Annotated in this window: 28 protein-coding genes, 1 other RNA gene and 1 pseudogene; 25 read left to right on the top strand and 5 right to left on the bottom strand. The window is 32.7% G+C overall.

All coding sequences use genetic code 11. The annotated features are described in order from the left end of the window. Positions 1-120: a transfer-messenger RNA gene (ssrA, locus tag H8718_RS17910) on the top strand; the annotation flags it as partial. 440 nt (positions 121-560) lie between these two features. On the opposite strand, the pseudogene H8718_RS17905 reads toward ssrA, so the two are convergent. The 3 genes and pseudogenes from H8718_RS17905 to H8718_RS17895 all read right to left on the bottom strand — a co-directional run. Then, positions 561-1,601 (bottom strand): annotated as a pseudogene (locus tag H8718_RS17905) (recombinase family protein); the annotation flags it as partial. Positions 1,602-1,727: 126 nt separating this feature from the next. After that, positions 1,728-2,156, bottom strand: a complete 429-nt coding sequence (locus H8718_RS17900; RefSeq protein WP_249334250.1) for an ImmA/IrrE family metallo-endopeptidase — start codon at positions 2,154-2,156, stop codon at positions 1,728-1,730. 34 nt (positions 2,157-2,190) lie between these two features. Next, the gene (locus H8718_RS17895; protein ID WP_249334249.1) at positions 2,191-2,628 is read right to left on the bottom strand and encodes a helix-turn-helix domain-containing protein; all 438 of its coding nucleotides are present in this window, start codon (positions 2,626-2,628) and stop codon (positions 2,191-2,193) included. A gap of 154 nt (positions 2,629-2,782) precedes the next feature. Here H8718_RS17895 and H8718_RS17890 point away from each other — a divergent pair, with 154 nt between their 5' ends. The 23 genes from H8718_RS17890 (at position 2,783) to H8718_RS17785 (ending at position 14,882) form a co-directional block, all read left to right on the top strand. Continuing rightward, complete coding sequence (locus H8718_RS17890; protein ID WP_249334248.1) at positions 2,783-2,986, top strand: helix-turn-helix transcriptional regulator; 204 nt, start codon at positions 2,783-2,785, stop codon at positions 2,984-2,986. A gap of 35 nt (positions 2,987-3,021) precedes the next feature. Next, the gene (locus tag H8718_RS17885; protein ID WP_249334247.1) at positions 3,022-3,168 is read left to right on the top strand and encodes a hypothetical protein; all 147 of its coding nucleotides are present in this window, start codon (positions 3,022-3,024) and stop codon (positions 3,166-3,168) included. After that, positions 3,149-4,039 carry an ORF6C domain-containing protein gene (locus H8718_RS17880; RefSeq protein ID WP_249334246.1) on the top strand — a complete coding sequence of 297 codons (891 nt, stop codon included), beginning with the start codon at positions 3,149-3,151 and terminating at the stop codon, positions 4,037-4,039. The genes H8718_RS17885 and H8718_RS17880 overlap by 20 nt, the downstream gene beginning before the upstream one ends. 12 nt (positions 4,040-4,051) lie before the next feature. Further along, the gene (locus H8718_RS17875) at positions 4,052-4,240 is read left to right on the top strand and encodes a hypothetical protein (protein ID WP_249334245.1); all 189 of its coding nucleotides are present in this window, start codon (positions 4,052-4,054) and stop codon (positions 4,238-4,240) included. A gap of 67 nt (positions 4,241-4,307) precedes the next feature. Beyond that, positions 4,308-4,571 (top strand): hypothetical protein, encoded by a 264-nt coding sequence (locus H8718_RS17870; RefSeq protein ID WP_249334244.1) that lies wholly within the window; start codon positions 4,308-4,310, stop codon positions 4,569-4,571. Between the two features lie 146 nt (positions 4,572-4,717). Further along, positions 4,718-5,008, top strand: a complete 291-nt coding sequence (locus H8718_RS17865; RefSeq protein WP_249334243.1) for a helix-turn-helix transcriptional regulator — start codon at positions 4,718-4,720, stop codon at positions 5,006-5,008. 118 nt (positions 5,009-5,126) lie between these two features. Further along, positions 5,127-5,261 (top strand): hypothetical protein, encoded by a 135-nt coding sequence (locus H8718_RS20665; RefSeq protein WP_283246265.1) that lies wholly within the window; start codon positions 5,127-5,129, stop codon positions 5,259-5,261. 3 nt (positions 5,262-5,264) lie between these two features. Continuing rightward, a complete protein-coding gene (locus tag H8718_RS17860) occupies positions 5,265-5,639 on the top strand; it encodes a hypothetical protein (RefSeq protein WP_249332257.1) in 375 nt (124 codons plus the stop codon). Beyond that, positions 5,606-5,980 carry a hypothetical protein gene (locus H8718_RS17855; RefSeq protein WP_249334242.1) on the top strand — a complete coding sequence of 125 codons (375 nt, stop codon included), beginning with the start codon at positions 5,606-5,608 and terminating at the stop codon, positions 5,978-5,980. Before H8718_RS17860 ends, H8718_RS17855 begins: the two co-directional genes overlap by 34 nt. A 1-nt stretch (position 5,981) precedes the next feature. After that, a complete protein-coding gene (locus H8718_RS20855; protein WP_249334240.1) occupies positions 5,982-6,716 on the top strand; it encodes an HNH endonuclease in 735 nt (244 codons plus the stop codon). Positions 6,717-6,727: 11 nt separating this feature from the next. Beyond that, positions 6,728-6,949 carry a hypothetical protein gene (locus H8718_RS17845; protein WP_249334238.1) on the top strand — a complete coding sequence of 74 codons (222 nt, stop codon included), beginning with the start codon at positions 6,728-6,730 and terminating at the stop codon, positions 6,947-6,949. 57 nt (positions 6,950-7,006) lie between these two features. Continuing rightward, positions 7,007-9,043, top strand: coding sequence for an AAA family ATPase (locus H8718_RS17840; RefSeq protein WP_249334237.1), 2,037 nt, complete (start codon positions 7,007-7,009; stop codon positions 9,041-9,043). Next, entirely contained in the window at positions 9,043-9,297 is a 255-nt protein-coding gene (locus H8718_RS17835) for a hypothetical protein (RefSeq protein ID WP_249334234.1), read from the top strand. Before H8718_RS17840 ends, H8718_RS17835 begins: the two co-directional genes overlap by 1 nt. Continuing rightward, positions 9,297-10,166: a recombinase RecT gene (locus H8718_RS17830; protein ID WP_249334233.1), complete on the top strand. Its 870-nt coding sequence runs from the start codon at positions 9,297-9,299 to the stop codon at positions 10,164-10,166. Before H8718_RS17835 ends, H8718_RS17830 begins: the two co-directional genes overlap by 1 nt. Positions 10,167-10,175: 9 nt before the next feature. Then, a complete protein-coding gene (locus H8718_RS17825; RefSeq protein ID WP_249334231.1) occupies positions 10,176-10,856 on the top strand; it encodes an MBL fold metallo-hydrolase in 681 nt (226 codons plus the stop codon). A gap of 12 nt (positions 10,857-10,868) precedes the next feature. After that, positions 10,869-11,717, top strand: a complete 849-nt coding sequence (locus tag H8718_RS17820) for a hypothetical protein (protein WP_249334228.1) — start codon at positions 10,869-10,871, stop codon at positions 11,715-11,717. Positions 11,718-11,719: 2 nt separating this feature from the next. Further along, positions 11,720-12,400 (top strand): replicative helicase loader/inhibitor, encoded by a 681-nt coding sequence (locus tag H8718_RS17815; protein ID WP_249332249.1) that lies wholly within the window; start codon positions 11,720-11,722, stop codon positions 12,398-12,400. Between the two features lie 4 nt (positions 12,401-12,404). Further along, positions 12,405-12,686, top strand: a complete 282-nt coding sequence (locus tag H8718_RS17810) for a hypothetical protein (protein WP_249334226.1) — start codon at positions 12,405-12,407, stop codon at positions 12,684-12,686. Continuing rightward, positions 12,683-13,171, top strand: a complete 489-nt coding sequence (locus tag H8718_RS17805) for a hypothetical protein (protein WP_249334225.1) — start codon at positions 12,683-12,685, stop codon at positions 13,169-13,171. The genes H8718_RS17810 and H8718_RS17805 overlap by 4 nt, the downstream gene beginning before the upstream one ends. Before the next feature lie 66 nt (positions 13,172-13,237). Then, complete coding sequence (locus H8718_RS17800) at positions 13,238-13,597, top strand: hypothetical protein (RefSeq protein WP_249334223.1); 360 nt, start codon at positions 13,238-13,240, stop codon at positions 13,595-13,597. Positions 13,598-13,629: 32 nt separating this feature from the next. Continuing rightward, on the top strand, positions 13,630-13,956 hold the full coding sequence (locus tag H8718_RS17795) for a hypothetical protein (protein WP_249334222.1): 327 nt from the start codon (positions 13,630-13,632) through the stop codon (positions 13,954-13,956). A gap of 25 nt (positions 13,957-13,981) precedes the next feature. Then, on the top strand, positions 13,982-14,248 hold the full coding sequence (locus tag H8718_RS17790) for a hypothetical protein (protein ID WP_249334220.1): 267 nt from the start codon (positions 13,982-13,984) through the stop codon (positions 14,246-14,248). Between the two features lie 451 nt (positions 14,249-14,699). Next, complete coding sequence (locus tag H8718_RS17785) at positions 14,700-14,882, top strand: hypothetical protein (RefSeq protein WP_249334218.1); 183 nt, start codon at positions 14,700-14,702, stop codon at positions 14,880-14,882. A gap of 38 nt (positions 14,883-14,920) precedes the next feature. Here the strand turns inward: H8718_RS17785 and H8718_RS17780 are convergent, their stop codons facing one another. Beyond that, positions 14,921-15,145, bottom strand: coding sequence for a hypothetical protein (locus H8718_RS17780; protein ID WP_249334216.1), 225 nt, complete (start codon positions 15,143-15,145; stop codon positions 14,921-14,923). A gap of 112 nt (positions 15,146-15,257) precedes the next feature. Here H8718_RS17780 and H8718_RS17775 point away from each other — a divergent pair, with 112 nt between their 5' ends. Further along, positions 15,258-15,413: a hypothetical protein gene (locus tag H8718_RS17775; protein WP_249334214.1), complete on the top strand. Its 156-nt coding sequence runs from the start codon at positions 15,258-15,260 to the stop codon at positions 15,411-15,413. A 64-nt stretch (positions 15,414-15,477) separates the two neighbouring features. Here H8718_RS17775 and H8718_RS17770 read toward each other — a convergent pair whose 3' ends face one another. Further along, positions 15,478-16,308 (bottom strand): DUF4393 domain-containing protein, encoded by an 831-nt coding sequence (locus tag H8718_RS17770; protein ID WP_249334212.1) that lies wholly within the window; start codon positions 16,306-16,308, stop codon positions 15,478-15,480. Positions 16,309-16,849: the final 541 nt, after the last annotated feature.

Genomic DNA, 16,849 nt, shown 5'->3' with positions numbered 1-16,849 from the left:
TGAAGTGAACAGCCTGTCTCTGGGCGGTTCATGGAGGGAATGTTAAAACAGTGACTATGATGGTAGAGACCACGATTTATGGGCTTTCGGACAGGGGTTCGATTCCCCTCACCTCCATTGTTCGTATCCACAATAGATATAATTTCTACTTTGTCTGGATACACAATGATTTTTTCAATAAACCTTTGAATTATAGCCTTTTGATGATTCAGAGGTTTATTTTTTATGTCCTTATTTGATTCTAAATAATCTATAATAGTTTTTTTAGTTGGAATAACAGTAACCTGTAGTTGTTGCTCGTAGCTAGTGATTTTTAAAATTAAATCAGCTTTTTTGGCTTCTAATAAGTCCATTTTTTCTTTCATAGATGGGTGAAACATACCAGCAGCTATTGCATTAATAATATTTTCAATTTCTTTATTAGTTTGATTCAAGGATTTCTTATAATTAGCCAATGCACCTGGAATACCTTTGTTTATATTTTTTAGCCCTTCTAAAACAAGAGTTGCTATTTCATCAATATTTGAATATGTTAATAAGTTATTATCTAAAAACTCTATAACAAGATTTTCTATAAAGTCTTTATTAATTGCTTTTGCATTACAACCTTTTGTTCTTTTTCGTGTATTACATTCATAGGTTACATATTTTTGTTTATTTCTACCTGAAAAGCGTCTATTCCCTACCATAGCCCCATTACAACAGCCACATTGTATTAAACCTGTTAATAGATAGGGTTCCTTAGCTCTTTGTGCTGATTGAGTGCTTTTGTTAGATTCATCCATTCTTTTATTTACTATGTTCCATGTATTTTCATCCACTATTTTAGGAATACCATTTTCAATTTTAATAATATCTTCATCAGATTTTAGATATACATTGCGTTTTCCATTTTGTTTTTGTCCAGTTTTATTAAATACATAAGTGCCTTTGTATTTTTCATTTCTTAAAATAGTAGATAATGCACTACATGAAAAATCTTTTCCAGTTTTAGTTTTGTACCCTTTTGATTTTAAAGTGTCTTGTATTGAACCATAAGTTTCACCAGAAGAATACATATTAAAAATTAAACGAATTATATCAGCTTCATGTTCATTAATTACATAAGATTTATCTCTATTAATGTCATAACCTAAAGGTGGAATACCACCAGTATGTTTACATTGATAAGCAGTTTCTTTCATACCTTTCATCACCTCACGAGATAAATTAGCAGAATAGTATTCAGCCATACCCTCTAATACAGATTCTAAGATTATACTTTCAGGACTATCATCTAAATTTTCAAGAACAGATATAAGTTTTACTTTATTTTTCTTTAATTCACGTTTATAAAATGCACTATCATATCGATCACGAGAAAATCTATCTAATTTATGGACAATAACAGTATCAAATAATTTAGTAGAGCTATCTTTTATCATTTGTTGAAATTGTGGTCTATTATCACTTGTAGCTGATTTTGCTTCATCGGTATATGTTTTTACTACTTGATAATTATTTCGGTTGCAGAAGTCATTTATTGCTCGAATTTGGGCCTCGATAGATTCTTCTCTTTGATTATCACTAGAATATCTAGCGTATATTGCAACTTTTTTCATATGTGTATACTCCTTTATTGTAATTAAGGTATGTATACGATATACTAAATTTGAGAGATGTATATATCATATACACTGTTTATATAAGAGGCTTAGTGTTGGTACCACTAGGTCTTTTTTATTTTTCTAGCTGATATTTGTATTTTTTAAATCTATTAACATTTTAAGTATTTTTTTATCCAGCTCAGTACCTGATTTAAGTATGTAGTCATAATTAGCACCTTCATATAGCAATAATTCTGCAACAAACTTATTAGCTTGGATTTCTATTACATTATCTTTAGGTAAAAGAACATAATCCTTCATGAGTTGTATTTGCTTTGTACTATGTAATACATCATGGCCCAATTCATGGCCAGATGATACTAATATTGAAAATTCCCCTATAGTATCATTAAGGCCAATGAATTTATTACCTAGTATTTTTTTATAAAAACCTTTAATTTCCCCTAAATCATAATACTCTACCTCAATACCTTTTAATTTAGCTATTCGTATTGGATCATGAGTGTTGTACATTCTTACTAGATTTTTAACTCGTTTAGAGATATCCATCCCAATCATCCTTTGTAAAAATTTATTTATTAATTTATTTATGAGACTTGACATATTTTTCTTTATTTTTTTGTTTCGCTTTCCAAAACATGTCATTAAGAGCCATCATTAGTTTCTCTTTATCTTCTTCAGAAACATCTTCATTGTTAAACATCAAAGTTGCTTCATTCATGACTTTTTCATATTGTGAAAGTTCACGTTTGGTCATTTTTTTACCTGTTAATGGATTAATTTGTACAGGTTCTTCAGAGAGAGTTTTATCCTCTATTAAATCAGATTTTAAAACTCCAAAATAATCGGCTAACATTTGAATTTTATCCATTCGTGGCATTTTGAGACCAGTACACCAATTAGAAAGAGTAGATGAACTTAGTTTTAAATCATTCATTAAATCTATTTGTTTTTTGTTATTTAAACGCATTAGGCGATTTAAATTCTTTGAAAAGATTTTTCTTACGTCTGTTTCAGACATTATAGACACACTTCCTTCCTTATTATGCGATAAATTATACAACAAAAGCGAGAAAAAAACAATAATAAATAAAAAAAATCTCGCTAAAAGAGTTGACATTTCGCCTAAAGCGAGTTAATATTGAATTACATTAAATCGGAAAGGAGTAATTCAGATGCCACAAATTAGTTTAGCAGCAGCAAGAGTAAATGCAAATTTAACACAAAAAGAAGCTGCTGAAAAGATTGGAATATGTAAAGAAACGCTGATAAGTTGGGAGAAAGGAAAGACTATCCCTAGACATCACCACCTAGTACAGTTATGCGAATTGTATAATATGCCAATAGACTATATTTTTTTACCTTACAAACTCGCTTAATACGAGAAAATGAAAATAGAAAGGAGTATAGCAAAATGGCAGAAAATACAACGCAAAAAAATGAAGAATTTCTAAAGGAACTTGCCATTTTAGTCTATGGCATGAATATTCAGCAATTAGCAGAAGAAATTACAAGAATAGTTAATGAGGAGGCGCAACAAAATGAATACGCAAATGAGTAGTGCATTAAATCAAGGAGATAACACACCAGTAGTGTTAAAAGGGATAAGCCAAGAAAAGGCAAACCAAGAAAATTCATTAGTTACAAAAGAAGTTGAGTTTTTAGGAGATAGCCTTTTAGTTGTAAAAGATGAAGTAAAGGACAAACTTTATACAAGTGTTGGATACATATGTAAAGGAATTGGGTTTAATAAAGACCAAAAAGATAGGCAAGTAAAAAACATTCAATCAGATTTAGTACTTCATGGGGGGTGCGTCAAATTTGACGCAGGGGTAATTGACCCAAATAATGAGGTTTTAGCAATAGAACTTGACTACCTTCCTATATGGTTAGCGAAGATTTCTATTACACCAAAAATGAAAGAGCAACAACCAGAATTAGTAGAAAGATTAGTTGAGTATCAACTTAAAGCTAAAGATGTTTTAGCAGAAGCATTTATACATAAGCAACGAACAAGAAGACTAACTCCACAAGAAGAACTAAGACTTCATTACCAAGTCTTAGAAGAACAGGCTAAAGAAATTGAATCAGTTCGTGAAGAAGTTACAGGTGTAAGAGAAGAGGTTACTGATTTAAAAGATAATATGCCACTCTTCAATGTTGAATGTAAAGAGCTACAAGCCTTGGTGAGAAGTAAAGGTGTACAAGTTTTAGGTGGGTATAAATCTACTGCATACAATGACCATTCTCTTAGAGGAAAGGTGTATTCAGATATTCAAAGACAGCTTAAAAGAGAGTTTGGCATATCAAAGTATGAAGCAATAAAAAGAAGTCAGTTAGACATTGCCAGAAGCATTGTAGAAGAATATAAAGCACCTACAGTATTAGTGACAGAGATTAGTAATTTAAATAATCAAATGAGATTAGCTTAGAAAGGGGAAAGTATGGAAGAGATAGATAAGAAAATAGCTGTCCTTGAATCTAAGATTAAAAGACAGAGAATAACACTTTCAATTTTTACAGTTGCAGTTTTCTTTTCAACAATAACAAGTTTTAGTTTGCGAATGAAATTTGATAGGCTATTAGACCTTTTAGAAGAAGTTGTTCGTTTAACAACGCTTCTAGTAAATTAAGTGAAGTTTTATAGAAAGATTAGTAATTTAAATAATCAGATGAGGTTAGTTTAGAAAGGAGAATAACATGAAAGTTCAGTGGATAGAGCTATCTCCTCAAAAGAGAAAAGCATTACATATTATTTTAAAAAATCAAGAGGACAGCATTGAAGCTACATGCAAGGCACTCTCTATAAGCAGAGGAAGTATCTTTAATAAATTAAATGGTACTTCTAAATTTAAAGAAAAAGAGTATAAAGAATTCTTGGAAATTATAGGGATTACAGATGAAGTTTTAGAGGACTTTGCTCAAGGAAGTCTTATAGAGTTTTTATTAAAGAAAGGAGCATAAAGAATGGCTAGAAAAATTAAACTTACACCTTTTGGAAAAGAGGTAGAAAAGGCATTAATCGACAAGGATATGGATAAGGGGGGAGCTTGCTAAAGCAGTAGGGATTTCGCAGGCATATCTTACAGATATCCTTAAGGGTACTAGAAATGGTACAGAAAGAAACAAATCGCAGAGTATCTCCAAATAGATTTAGTTGTAGTAGGCAGGTAATAGCGATGAATGAATTTGAGATTGTTAATACAGAAGATGTGCTTTGCTTTACCCCTAATGATGTCATGAAGATATTAAATCGCTCTAAGTCACAAGTATACGAACTATTTCATAGAGCAGATTTTCCCAGTTTTAAAACAGGAGAAAGAAGTTTAGCTGTTAAACGAGTAGATTTTTATAGATGGCAAGAAGAAAAGAAGGAGGAGTTTAAAAAATGCAAACAGTAACATTAATCATACCAGTTGATGATATAAAGCTCCGAACTGAGCCTATGAAATCAACAGTTAGAAGCAGAAAGCAAAAATGGACAAGCTATAAGCGAGTTAGTCTAAAGGAGGTACGTAAATGTTTGAATACGTATTCGGATTCCTTGTAGGAGCTGTAACAACTTACATATGTTTAGAAGGACAAAGGAGATATTTTGACCAAGCTTTAACCGAACTTAAGGAAAGAATAAAAGTATTAGAAGGGAGAAATTAAGTTATGAGAACAGCAGAAGAAGTTGTAATCGGTGATTTAGACCGAACAATAGGAAGAATTAAGGCTATGAGAGCTTTAGCAATCGAAGAGGAAGAAATAGAAGCGTGTGGCGTATCACAAAGTTTATGCGAAGCCTTAAGAGTAATTCTATTTGAACAGGTAGAGGTTAAGAACAAACTTATTTCTAAACTTATCCCTCGTAAAATCAATGAGGTAAGAGGGCAACTAGAATATTTCGAAGAGTTGCTTATGACAGAAGACGGAAGGAAAGTTTATAGAGACATAGACAATGCTTTGATGTACATACGTGACAATTATTATGAGATGAAAAGAGGAGAAAAGGTATGCAAAAGTATCTTAGTACTACAGAGGATATAGAAGCCGAAGAGAGCCTTAAAATCATTAGCCTTGCATTAAAAAGGATTAATGATACAGATATGCGATTAAGTTTGTGTCTAGATAAGGCTATTGAAGTGTGTTTAGAATCACGTAGGGCATCGTGCTTAAAAAGAATGGTACATACAATACAGCTTGCCAAGTTAGAAAGTGAAGAAGAAAAGTTACGAATAGAACTCTACGAAGCTGAAAGAGCCTTATTAGCCATAGAAGGACTTGATGAACACATTGATCGTATTGCAAAGGTTTATAGAGAAACTGCTAATGGAATTATTCGCGTAATCAATACTATCAAACATAAACATATGAACAGGAGGGTTTAAAGTGGAAAAGCAATTTATTCTTTTTGACCCACGTACTGCAGAAAGAAAAGTTGTGACATTAGAGTTGTTAGCAGGTATGGCTGGTAGAACAAAGGAAGGATTAAAATATGCCCTTAAACAAAGGAGCAAGATAAGAAGTCTTAATTGTTACATATTGGAAGAGCATACACCTATTAGCGTGTTTAGGGAGCTCCTAGCAAAAGAAGTTATACCAGATGAAGTTTGGCGGGATATTCCTAATAGCAGATGGCAAGTAAGTAGCTATGGTAGGTATAGAACTGTATCAAAGAGGCATGACAGGTATTTTTATAGAGTGCCATCTTATGGCGTAAAAAGTGCGAGTGCTATTTTAACAATTAATATTAACGGGACATACAAAAAGTTTATGGCACATGAAAAAGTTGTTGAGCTGTTTATTGGAGAGATTCCAGAGGGATATGTTGTTTATCATAAAAATGGTAACAAAACAAATAATTGCGTAGAAAACCTAGGCTTTATTAAACGTAAAGAGTTAGTTCAAATACAAGCAGTCTCTAAAAACAAAAAGCCTGTTGTGCAGATAGATAAAGTATCAGGCGAGATAATATATGAATATCCTTCAGTAAGAGATGCTGCAAGATTGAATTTCACGAGTAATTCAACATTAGTATTAGCAATAAAAGAAAATCGACCAGCAATAGGCTTCATATGGAAGTACGAAGATCAAGTGGCTGATGAACTACTCTATGTAGATTAAGGAGGGAAAGAGTGTACTACAAAGATTGTAAAGGTACGCTTATCGAAGAAGGCGATAAGGTCAGGTATCGAAAGAAAAAAGGTATTGTTATAGACAACGATATAGAAGGGCATGACGGGCTTTGTGTAAAGCTTAAAAATGGTTTAAAAGTTCGTGTTAAAGATGAATATAAAGCAATGCAAGTTGTGTATAAGCCAAGAAAAAAGCACCACAACGTCGGCAAACGTATGTGATGCACATAAAAAATAAAAAAATCGGATTAATTATACCATAAAAGGAGAAGAGAAGATATGAAACTTGTGTTAAAAGTTTTAGAAATGAAGAATTTCAAGGGTATAAAGGAGAAAAAAATTCTTTTTGAACGCACAGAAACTAAATTATATGGTGCGAATGCAACCGGAAAGACTACAGTAGCTGATGCTTTTATGTGGTTATTATTTGATAAAGATAGCCAAGACAGAAAAGATTTTGAAATTAAGCCTTTAGCAGAAAACAATGAACCTATTCACTTTTTAAATACTGAAGTATCTGCAGAGTTTGAATTTGATGGTAAAACTTTTAGCCTATCTAAAGTGTATAAGGAAAAATGGGTTAAGAAACGTGGACAAGCCGAACAAGAGTTTAGTGGGCATGAAACAACTTATTACATAGATGGCGTTCCTTGTAAAAAGTCAGAGTATCAGAAATATGTTGATGAAATTATCAAGGAAAAAACATTCAAGTTACTTACTAACCCTTTAACTTTTGAAGCTATGAAATGGCAAGACAAGAGAAAAATTCTATTTGAAGTATGTGGAACGATTAATGATGTTAGTGTTCCAGGATATGATAGGCTCCAACAACATCTTAGTGGGAAAGATGTAGAGGAGTTCAAAAAATCTCTAGCAGCAACTAAGAAGAAGCTTAAGAAAGATATAGAGGATATTCCACCACGCATAGATGAACTAAGAAGAGGCATAGATGAAAGCTTGGATAAAGAAGGGGCATTATTAAAGATTGCCAAAAAAGAACAGGCTATACAAGACTTTGAACAGCAGCTTGAAGCTTCAGAGAAAGCGTTTGAAGCGGTGAGAGATAAACAAAAACTCATATTATCACTTGAACGTACAAGGGAAGAGATAGTTGGAGAACATAACAGACAGGTATATGGGGAACATGGCAAGCTAAAAGACCAACTGGATACTCTAAAACGTGATATTAATAATAAACAAAGTGAGCAGGACCGTATTGCTAAAAAGCTAGAAACCTTGAAGCAAGATGAAATTATTATTAATTCTAAGATTAAAGATGAACGTAATGAATGGATTAGAATAGATAAAGAGACATTTGAAGAACATAAATCTATTTGTCCTACATGTGGTCAAAACCTTCCTATAGATCAATTAGAGGAACTTAAGAATAAGCATATTAAAGAAAAAGAGGCAAGAAAGCAGCAGGTTGTTCGTATTGCAGATCAACTCAAAGAAGATTTAGCAAGAGGTCAAAAAGAACAAGAGGATTTAAGTAAAGATTTTGAAATACTTGCAAAAGAGTTAGTGTCCATTCAAAGGAATGTTCAAGGGTTAGAGGAAAAACTTGGACAGCCTATAGATACAACACCATGTGATACAGCTGAAATAGATGCTCAAATAGATGAACTTAAGCAAGCATTAGCGTCGTTTAATCAGTTAGATACCTCTAAGATTAAAGAAGAAATTAAGATCGCTCAGAAGGATATAGCGCTCTACAATTTAACAATTACTAAGGCAGATAACCAAGAAAAGACTTTGGAACGCATAAAGGAATTAGAGGAACAGCTTAAAGAACTCCAAGTAAGTTTAGCAGATGTAGAGCAGCAGGAAATCTTAGTAGAGGACTTCACTAAAGCTAAAGTCGATATGCTTGAAGAGAATATCAATAGTAAGTTTACAACAGTCAAGTTTAAACTTTTTGAAGAACAGATTAATGGTGGACTGGTAGAGTGCTGTGAAAGTCTTATTAATGGTGTGCCATTTAGTAATGCTAACAATGCAGCTAAAGTTCAAGCAGGGATAGAAATTATCAAGGTATTAAGTGAGCATTATGGAATGAATGCCCCAATCTTTATTGACAATAGAGAATCTATAAGTACGATACCTTCTACCAATAGTCAAGTAATCAACTTGATAGTAGAGGAACTAGCAACAGAACTTACAGATAGTTTGGATATAACTAAGATTTCTTTAAATGAATTAAACGCACTGAAATCTTCAGAAGCAAAGTTAGATGCTTTAGAAGCATGTGGCGTTGATAATTGGGAAGGGTATGACATAGCGATGGAAAATTTAAAAGAAGAGGTGAGTAACTAATGCAAGGAATTTGGATAAGAAGTCAAGATGAATGCAAGATGGTATTTACTAAGTCAGTAGAAGCTTGGGAAGATGGTAGATTAGTTGCTAGATTTGGTAAAGATTTTAGTGTTCTAGGTCAATTTGAAAATCAGCATGATGCCAAAATGATAGTAGGTAAAATTTGTAGATTTATTCAAGGAAGAACAAAGGATAATATGTTAGAAGTTTTTAATATACCATTATCAAATAAGATGCAAGGAGTGAACAAATAATGGCTAGTAATCAAATGGTAACACAACAAGATCAAGAACTAAGTATTAATCAGTTAGTAGGTAAGGCAAGTGTACAAAAGAAACTACACGATATGTTAGGGAAGAAAGCAGCAGGTTTTGCAAGTAGTATTATATCTCTTGCGCAAAGTGATAACTTGAAAGATTGTAATCCTGAAAGTATTTTGAAATCAGCTATGATTGCAGCAACTATGGATTTACCTATCAATCCTAATTTTGGTATGGCTTATGTAGTACCTTATAACGACAAGAAAAAAGGTAAAATAGCTCAGTTTCAAATGGGTTATAAAGGGTTTATACAGTTAGCCTTAAGAAGTGGTCAATTTAAGTACTTTAATGCAGATATCGTATATGAGGGGGAACTAAAATCAAGAAATAAATTAACAGGTTCAATTGAATTTGAAGAAGACACCAATTTAATTGATTATAGCAAGCCCGTAGGATATTTTGCTTATTTCCAATTACTCAACGGATTTGAAAAGACAGTTTATATGACAGTTGAAGAAGCTGAGTCACATGGTAAACGTTACTCACAGAGTTATAAAAGTACTAATGATTGGGTAAGAAATTCTAGTTTATGGTCAACGGATTTTGATGGAATGGCTATTAAAACAGTAGTTAAAAACTTATTAAGTAAGTATGCACCGCTTAGTATTGAAATGCAAACAGCGCTTGAAAATGATAATACATATGATGATGGAAATGGTAATAGATCTGAGGCACTTACTTCTCAGCAAGAGCAAAGGGAAATGACAGCAAGCAAGGAATTTGTAGATGCTGATTATGTAGAAGAAAGCGTAAGCACACAGTCCGTACGTCAACAACAAGTATCTAATGAATGTCCAATTTAGGAGAGAAATATGAAGCTAAAAGTACTAGCAAGTGGAAGTGCAGGCAATTCTTACATACTTGAAACAGAGACGGAGGCCCTAGTTGTAGAAGCTGGGGTTCCGTTTAAGAAAGTCTTACGGAATGTAGACCATAAAAAGATAAATGGTGTTTTAGTAAGTCATGAGCACAAGGATCACTCCAAGTATATAGAAGAATACAAAAGATATGGAAAACTATATATAAGCAATGAACAACTTAGTAAGAAAGCTGAATGGTTGGGTGGTTTTAGAGTAAGGGCATTTGAAGTAGTTCATAATGTACCTTGCTATGGATACTTAATAGAGCATTCAGAAATGGGCAAGTTAGTATTTGCTACAGATACGGGCTATATAGAGTACAAGTTTCAAGATATAAGTCATTGGCTGATTGAATGTAACTATTCAAAGAATATCCTAGATCAACGTGTGAAGGAAGGTTTTAATACACATTTAGCAGACCGGATTGTAAAGGATCATATGAGCCTTGAAACATGTAAGTTGTTTTTCTCAAGGAATGATTTAAAAGTTGCAAGAAGCATTGTATTACTACATTTAAGTGATAGCAATAGTCATGCAGCACAGTTTCAAAAAGAGATCCAGGAGCTTACAAACAAGCCTACATATATAGCAGATGAAGGGCTAGAAATAGATATAAGTTTAGTACCATTTTAGAGGAGGATGAAGGTGGCCGGATGGATAAAAATATACAGAGACATACAAGAGCACTGGATATGGCAGGACGCAAATAAGCTCAAATGGTGGCTGGATATCATTCTGATGGCCAACCATAAAGACAATAAATTCTTATTAGGAAATGAACTTTTTGAGGTTAAAAGAGGTGAGTTTCATACCAGTGAACTAAAACTTGCTGAGCGTTGGAACGTGTCAAAGAAGAGCGTTAGAAGTTTCTTAGAGTTGTTAGAGAGAGACCACATGGTGGAACTAAATAAGTCTAAAAAAGGTACCACCATAAAAGTTAGTAATTACAACGATTATCAAGCAAATTTAAGTATGGAAGGTACCACAGAGGTACCATGTAGGAACCATGAAGGTACCATACTGGAACCACAAAAGAACCATGAAGGTACCACAGAGGTACCACAAAGGAACCATGAAGGGTACACAAACAAGAATGAAAAGAATAATAAGAATGATAAAGAATGTATTAAGAATGAAAAAGAAAGTAAGAATGAAAAGAATGAGGAGAATAAAAAACATATAGAGCAACAAGTTGCTTATGTATGGAATAGATATCCTCTCAAAAAGGGTAAAGCTACAGCTATTAAAAAAATACCTAAGCTTATCGAGCAGTATAGCTATGAGCAGTTAATACGCTGTATCGAGCGTTATGAATTAGGACTCCAAAAAGAAACATGGAGAAAACCCCAAAATGGCAGTACGTTTTTTAATAGTGGTTATGTAGATTACCTGGATGAAAACTATCAGGAAGTAGAAATTGTTGTAGAGCAGCATAGTGGCTATGAATTCCAACCTAAAAGTCCTGAAATGATAGCATTTTTGGAAGGAGAATAAAAGTGACAAAAGAACAGTGTGCAGAATTATTAGTCCTGATTAAATCCTGCCATCCTAAATTTGAATTACAGATTTATACAAAGGATGGTAAGTATACGGAAGCGTGTAAATACTGGATGGCTTTTTTAAATGAGCTTGATTATAATATGGCACTTATTGCTGTAAGGAAACTTATTAATACATCAAAATGGGCGCCAACAATAGCGGATATAAAAGAAGCTTACGCAGAACTTTTATTACCAGAAATAGTAGACCCAGAGCAAGCTTGGGGAATGGTCCATCAAGCTATAAATAAACACGGAGGTATTTATTCGCAAGAAGCAGTAATGAATGAATTACCACGTCAAGTACAAGAAGCTGTTAAGTGGGTAGGTGGTGTTCGAGCTATTAGCATATGCCCAGAAGAAGAGGAAGGTGTTCTGAGAGGACAGTTTACTAAAGCTATGAATGCGGTAAACAAAAGATTTACCAAAGAAGTATCATTAGGACCTAAGCTAAGTAGTCAAATAGACAATATAAGACTGGCTACAAAAGAGAAAGAAGAAATGCTTAAACTTGAAAATAAGGAATCCGTTCCTAAAATTACATATGGTCCAGTGATAGAAGATAGCCAAATAGAATTCAACATAAGACAGTGTGGAATGCTTAGAGAAGTTTATGCAAAGGCACAGGAAGGAAGATAAGTGAATGAAGAGACGAAAGAAAATGACTACAAAATGCCCAAGTAATAGGCAGAAGGTTAAGGCACAGGCTAAGGAGCTTAAGAAACAGTACAAGAAGCTTAAAAGGCTTCGTCATGAATGCTCTACCGATAAAATTAGGATTAATTACTGGAAATCAATCGTTTTAGAACAGCGAAAGGAGATAGATAAACAGGCTAGAACGATTGAATCCTTAAAAGCAGAAGTTAGGGATTTAGAAGTTGAATTAACTACAAAGAAACCATTTTGGAAGAGGGTGCTGGGATGATACTTGCTATTGATCCAGGTAATATTCAATCAGCTTATGTACTTACAACGGATGATTTAGCTATTAAAGATAAAGGAAAAATTGAAAATGAGGCACTTCTTGAAAAGATTTATGAAGTTGCAGACTTTCATGTAGAAGAACTACATGCAGCTATTGAGATGGTAGCTTGTTACGGTATGGCTGTAGGAAAGGAAGTATTTGATACTTGCGTAATGATAGGCCGTATAGTGCAGGTGCTTGATGATTTGGATATACCTTATACATATATCTTTAGAAAAGATGAGAAGATTACACTCTGCAACAGTATGAAGGCTAAGGATGCCAATATAAGGCAGGCATTAATTGATAGATTCGCTCAGCATGATTTTAAGAATGGCAAGGGTACAAAAGCTAACCCAGACACGTTCTATGGATTTAAGGCTGATATATGGGCTTCTATGGCAGTAGCTGTAACTTATCATGATATGTATGTAGAAAAAAAGTAGAGTACATAGAAGTTGTAGACGAGTTCGGAGAGCTACAACTTCGATTTAAATAGCAGGAGGTTTTTTATGGTTATTTGGAAAAAGGATATGCCCTACATAGTAAGAGAACTGGAAGATTTAAAAGACATAGTTCCAGAAGATATCTTTGAAGCTTTAAAAGAGTTCATTGAAGATTATGTTGAAGATAGTGAACAAGTTAAAAGACTAAATGATGAAATAGAAAGTCTTGAAGATGAACTTAGTGGTTGTGAAGATGAGTGTGGAGAATTAGAAGAAGCACTTGAAGAGTTAAGAGATAAGTACTCAAATTCAAAGCAAGTCATCGAAATCCTCAAAGATTTTATAGATGTTATGGATGATGCAAAAATGACTAAAGATCAGTGGTATTACTGGGATAGATTAAAGGATGCAGTGTATAGCTTATAAAATCAATTTTTTATGGATTAGGAGGGATTAGGATGAAGAAATTTCAAGTTGAAGTAACAAAAACTTGGGACTTTGAAGTAGAGATTGATGAAACTATATGGAATGAAGAAAATATAGCAGATTGGAAAAAGACCTTTTATGACGTAAGCAGTTTACAGGAAGTTATTAAGATCTTTGCAACAATGTTTGCAGAACAGGGAGAAGGAAGCTTTCTTGAAGGATTTGGAGTACCAATGATAAATAATGGGATACCATTCCCACAATGCTTAACAGCAAAAGGGTGTGGTGAAGTGTCAAAAGATATAAGTGTTAATTCTTTAAGTGAAGATATAGAAGCAGATGTAAAAGAGATTGAATAAAAGTAAATTTTGGTGAGGACAAAGTATGAAGGTATGGGAGTATATAGCTTTACATTTGGCGGAACCAATGCCTGGTGAAGATGATACAGAAGTACTTATACATAAGTACCCAGAGGATGTGAAAGCATCATTGCTAATTGAGATTAAAGAGCATGGTCTTAAAACGACACATTTCCTATCATCTTTACCAGTAGAAGTATTAAAGTATGCAGATAGTAAGACAGGTATTGAAGAGCTTATGGAAATTGATATAAGTGGTTTTATACCACGAGTTATACAAGGTGGTAAATAAAAGTAACTTTTGTAAAAATAAAGGGCTCACTAAATAAATACTAGTGAACCCAATATATAAACAAAACTCTACTTAATAAAAAATTATACGCATTAAAAAAATAGGTCAATACATCATAAAAAAGTAAAAATTCCAAGTAAATAAAAATAATTTTTGTTAACTTAAAATTATGTAACAGATGATAATTAAGCATCCAATTAATCCTAAAGTAGATATCCAAGCAAATTTTTCGTAATTTTTGGTGTCATCTTTTATAACGTATTTAATTGCAGTGATAAGACCAAAGACAAAACATGATGCAGGTATCAAAAAGATTGCAATCATTATAATAAGCCAAGTTATGTTCATAAATTTACCCCCTTTTTTACATATAATTAAAACATAACTACAGAAGAAAATGAAGAATTTTCATGACAAAATCTAAGTTTTATGAAACGAAAGTTGGTGAAGTATGAATAAAGAAACTATGACAGTTGGAGAGTTAAAAGAGTTTATAAAAGACTTACCAGATGGCATGAAGATATATATTACAAGTAATGACGAGCAACCAGTAAAAAGCATTGTTGATATATCGTCAGAAATAAGAATTGGTTATTATAGTGAGCTTTATATTGAAGTTGAGCCAGTAAAATAATTTTTTGGTTAGAGAAAGATTATATCCTTATTATATAATTATTTTTCTTTCTTTTGTAATTCACTAGACGCTATCAGTAATCCAATAACAGCAATGGCAATAAAAACATAGAGTGCATAATCTAAACCGTATAGTGCTAAATTTCGTATAAATGTAAACTGCCCATTCGTTGCCAAATCAGGGCTCATAGTACCAGCCATAAGTAAAGCAGATGCAATTATACCTGATAACATCATAATTGAGCCAAAAACTATTTTTTTCATCTCTTTTTATCTCCCCACGTAAAATATCTAATCATTAACTTGAGTATAACAAATACGAAGAACTAAATTCAATCAATAAAATAGTTTTTTGGTTACAAGAAAGGGTGAGAAGATGCAAAAGGTAAAAACGTTAAGTAATGTAGACACAATTGGATTGGCAACATATTTAATTGATTTTATAAAAGAAGGCAATGTTGTGGAACAAGTAATAAATACAGGTGATGGGTATGTAATTATTTATCATACGGTACCAGTTGTTAGTTTTTAGTAAATAAAATTAGTTTTTTGTAGATGTCGGAAAAGTAAAACTATAAGGCAGAGTAGAATCTGCCTTATACACATACATCACAAAATATTTTAAATAGCGTATTTGAATAAATGCGACCTTTAGCTGGTACTATTTTATAGTCTTCATATTTAGGATCATTAAACGTTTCTTTAACCAGTTCTTCTACAGATTCTGAAAATGCTTCAAGAATGTTATCATACAAAGTTTGGTCATCCAAGTATTTAGAATAGTCAATATGTATCAATCCTAACCTGAGAAGGTTATCCAAAGACATTTGGATATAGTGATATGGCATTTCATCTAAAGGTATACATGTAGCATTACTAACAACCTCAAAACCAATAGAACCATTGGTAAAACCTAAGTTAGGAGTTAGATTATCACGCTGAAATCTAAAGGTAATGGTAGCTAATTTGAAAGCGTTATCTCTAACATATTTAATAACTTGTGCATCTAATGGTGAAAGCTGTTTAATTATCTCAACAAATGAAGGATGAACTGAATCTTTTGTATCAATATTCATTGCATTAGCTAATAAGTTAGCATACATATTTCGTAATTCTTCACTATCCATTGAGTTAGAAATGGCTTCCAGTGCAGGAATAGCTACATATGAATCAGGTGGAACAATTTTATCAGGATTAACATTTTCTAATTTTTTTTCAAGTAATTTTTTAGTTTCTTTAATTCTATAGTTTCTTCCTTCTATCCAGCAATCTATACCAGAGAGAGCAGCATTAATTGCAGTAGGAATTCTTGCGATAAATTTACCCGTTTCCTGTACAGCTGGTTGTGCGAGGTCCTCATAAAGAGTCGGGATAGTTTTAACTAGTTTGCCAGTAGCATCTAAAAAGACATCTAAACCATTTGACATAGAATCACACCTTTCTTATTTTTATAAGAATATTTTAATATGTCAAATAAAGAATGTAAAACAAAACATGGAGGTTAGTGAATGGAGTTTATAGTATGCATTTGTATATCGATGCTATTTAGTATAGGTTATACAAATTTTAGAATAAATCAGTATGACAAATTAATATGTGAACATATTAAAGATACGTCACAGGTTACTTTTGACATGCTTTTAGAATTACTAAAAAAAGTTGGAATAATAAAGAACTAAATAAAAATTGATTTTTTATATGTATAGAGTAGCCTACAAGGAAAAAAATAGGCTGCTCTGTAAGACGGAATCGACAAAGGATATAAGTCACATATAGCACAAGATCCATTAATTATTATGCATCAAATAATCTAAGTATATTCAAAAATAGGTAAGCGATTAATTAGAAGGTGTCCAAAAATAAAAATCGTACAATTAGAGTTGGAGCATTTCACTCTAGTTGTACGATTTATTATTTGCAGTTATTTTGAATCTCTGGTGCCCAAGGCATTAGTTCCTCTAGTTCTTC

Origin of the sequence: Zhenhengia yiwuensis, assembly GCF_014384995.1 — a bacterium.
Classification (GTDB): Bacteria; Bacillota; Clostridia; order Lachnospirales; family Cellulosilyticaceae; genus Zhenhengia; species Zhenhengia yiwuensis.
This window is presented reverse-complemented; position numbering and strand designations above follow the sequence as displayed.

Excerpts from the sequence above, each read along its gene's own strand:
- H8718_RS17900 (WP_249334250.1), bottom strand. The coding sequence starts at position 2,156 with ATGGATATCTCTAAACGAGTTAAAAATCTAGTAAGAATGTACAACACT.
- H8718_RS17895 (WP_249334249.1), bottom strand. The coding sequence starts at position 2,628 with ATGTCTGAAACAGACGTAAGAAAAATCTTTTCAAAGAATTTAAATCGC.
- H8718_RS17890 (WP_249334248.1), top strand. The coding sequence starts at position 2,783 with ATGCCACAAATTAGTTTAGCAGCAGCAAGAGTAAATGCAAATTTAACA.
- H8718_RS17885 (WP_249334247.1), top strand. The coding sequence starts at position 3,022 with ATGGCAGAAAATACAACGCAAAAAAATGAAGAATTTCTAAAGGAACTT.
- H8718_RS17880 (WP_249334246.1), top strand. The coding sequence starts at position 3,149 with ATGAATACGCAAATGAGTAGTGCATTAAATCAAGGAGATAACACACCA.
- H8718_RS17875 (WP_249334245.1), top strand. The coding sequence starts at position 4,052 with ATGGAAGAGATAGATAAGAAAATAGCTGTCCTTGAATCTAAGATTAAA.
- H8718_RS17870 (WP_249334244.1), top strand. The coding sequence starts at position 4,308 with ATGAAAGTTCAGTGGATAGAGCTATCTCCTCAAAAGAGAAAAGCATTA.
- H8718_RS17865 (WP_249334243.1), top strand. The coding sequence starts at position 4,718 with ATGGTACAGAAAGAAACAAATCGCAGAGTATCTCCAAATAGATTTAGT.
- H8718_RS20665 (WP_283246265.1), top strand. The coding sequence starts at position 5,127 with ATGTTTGAATACGTATTCGGATTCCTTGTAGGAGCTGTAACAACTTAC.
- H8718_RS17860 (WP_249332257.1), top strand. The coding sequence starts at position 5,265 with ATGAGAACAGCAGAAGAAGTTGTAATCGGTGATTTAGACCGAACAATA.
- H8718_RS17855 (WP_249334242.1), top strand. The coding sequence starts at position 5,606 with ATGCAAAAGTATCTTAGTACTACAGAGGATATAGAAGCCGAAGAGAGC.
- H8718_RS17840 (WP_249334237.1), top strand. The coding sequence starts at position 7,007 with ATGAAACTTGTGTTAAAAGTTTTAGAAATGAAGAATTTCAAGGGTATA.
- H8718_RS17835 (WP_249334234.1), top strand. The coding sequence starts at position 9,043 with ATGCAAGGAATTTGGATAAGAAGTCAAGATGAATGCAAGATGGTATTT.
- H8718_RS17830 (WP_249334233.1), top strand. The coding sequence starts at position 9,297 with ATGGCTAGTAATCAAATGGTAACACAACAAGATCAAGAACTAAGTATT.
- H8718_RS17825 (WP_249334231.1), top strand. The coding sequence starts at position 10,176 with ATGAAGCTAAAAGTACTAGCAAGTGGAAGTGCAGGCAATTCTTACATA.
- H8718_RS17810 (WP_249334226.1), top strand. The coding sequence starts at position 12,405 with ATGAAGAGACGAAAGAAAATGACTACAAAATGCCCAAGTAATAGGCAG.
- H8718_RS17805 (WP_249334225.1), top strand. The coding sequence starts at position 12,683 with ATGATACTTGCTATTGATCCAGGTAATATTCAATCAGCTTATGTACTT.
- H8718_RS17800 (WP_249334223.1), top strand. The coding sequence starts at position 13,238 with ATGGTTATTTGGAAAAAGGATATGCCCTACATAGTAAGAGAACTGGAA.
- H8718_RS17795 (WP_249334222.1), top strand. The coding sequence starts at position 13,630 with ATGAAGAAATTTCAAGTTGAAGTAACAAAAACTTGGGACTTTGAAGTA.
- H8718_RS17790 (WP_249334220.1), top strand. The coding sequence starts at position 13,982 with ATGAAGGTATGGGAGTATATAGCTTTACATTTGGCGGAACCAATGCCT.
- H8718_RS17785 (WP_249334218.1), top strand. The coding sequence starts at position 14,700 with ATGAATAAAGAAACTATGACAGTTGGAGAGTTAAAAGAGTTTATAAAA.
- H8718_RS17780 (WP_249334216.1), bottom strand. The coding sequence starts at position 15,145 with ATGAAAAAAATAGTTTTTGGCTCAATTATGATGTTATCAGGTATAATT.
- H8718_RS17775 (WP_249334214.1), top strand. The coding sequence starts at position 15,258 with ATGCAAAAGGTAAAAACGTTAAGTAATGTAGACACAATTGGATTGGCA.
- H8718_RS17770 (WP_249334212.1), bottom strand. The coding sequence starts at position 16,308 with ATGTCAAATGGTTTAGATGTCTTTTTAGATGCTACTGGCAAACTAGTT.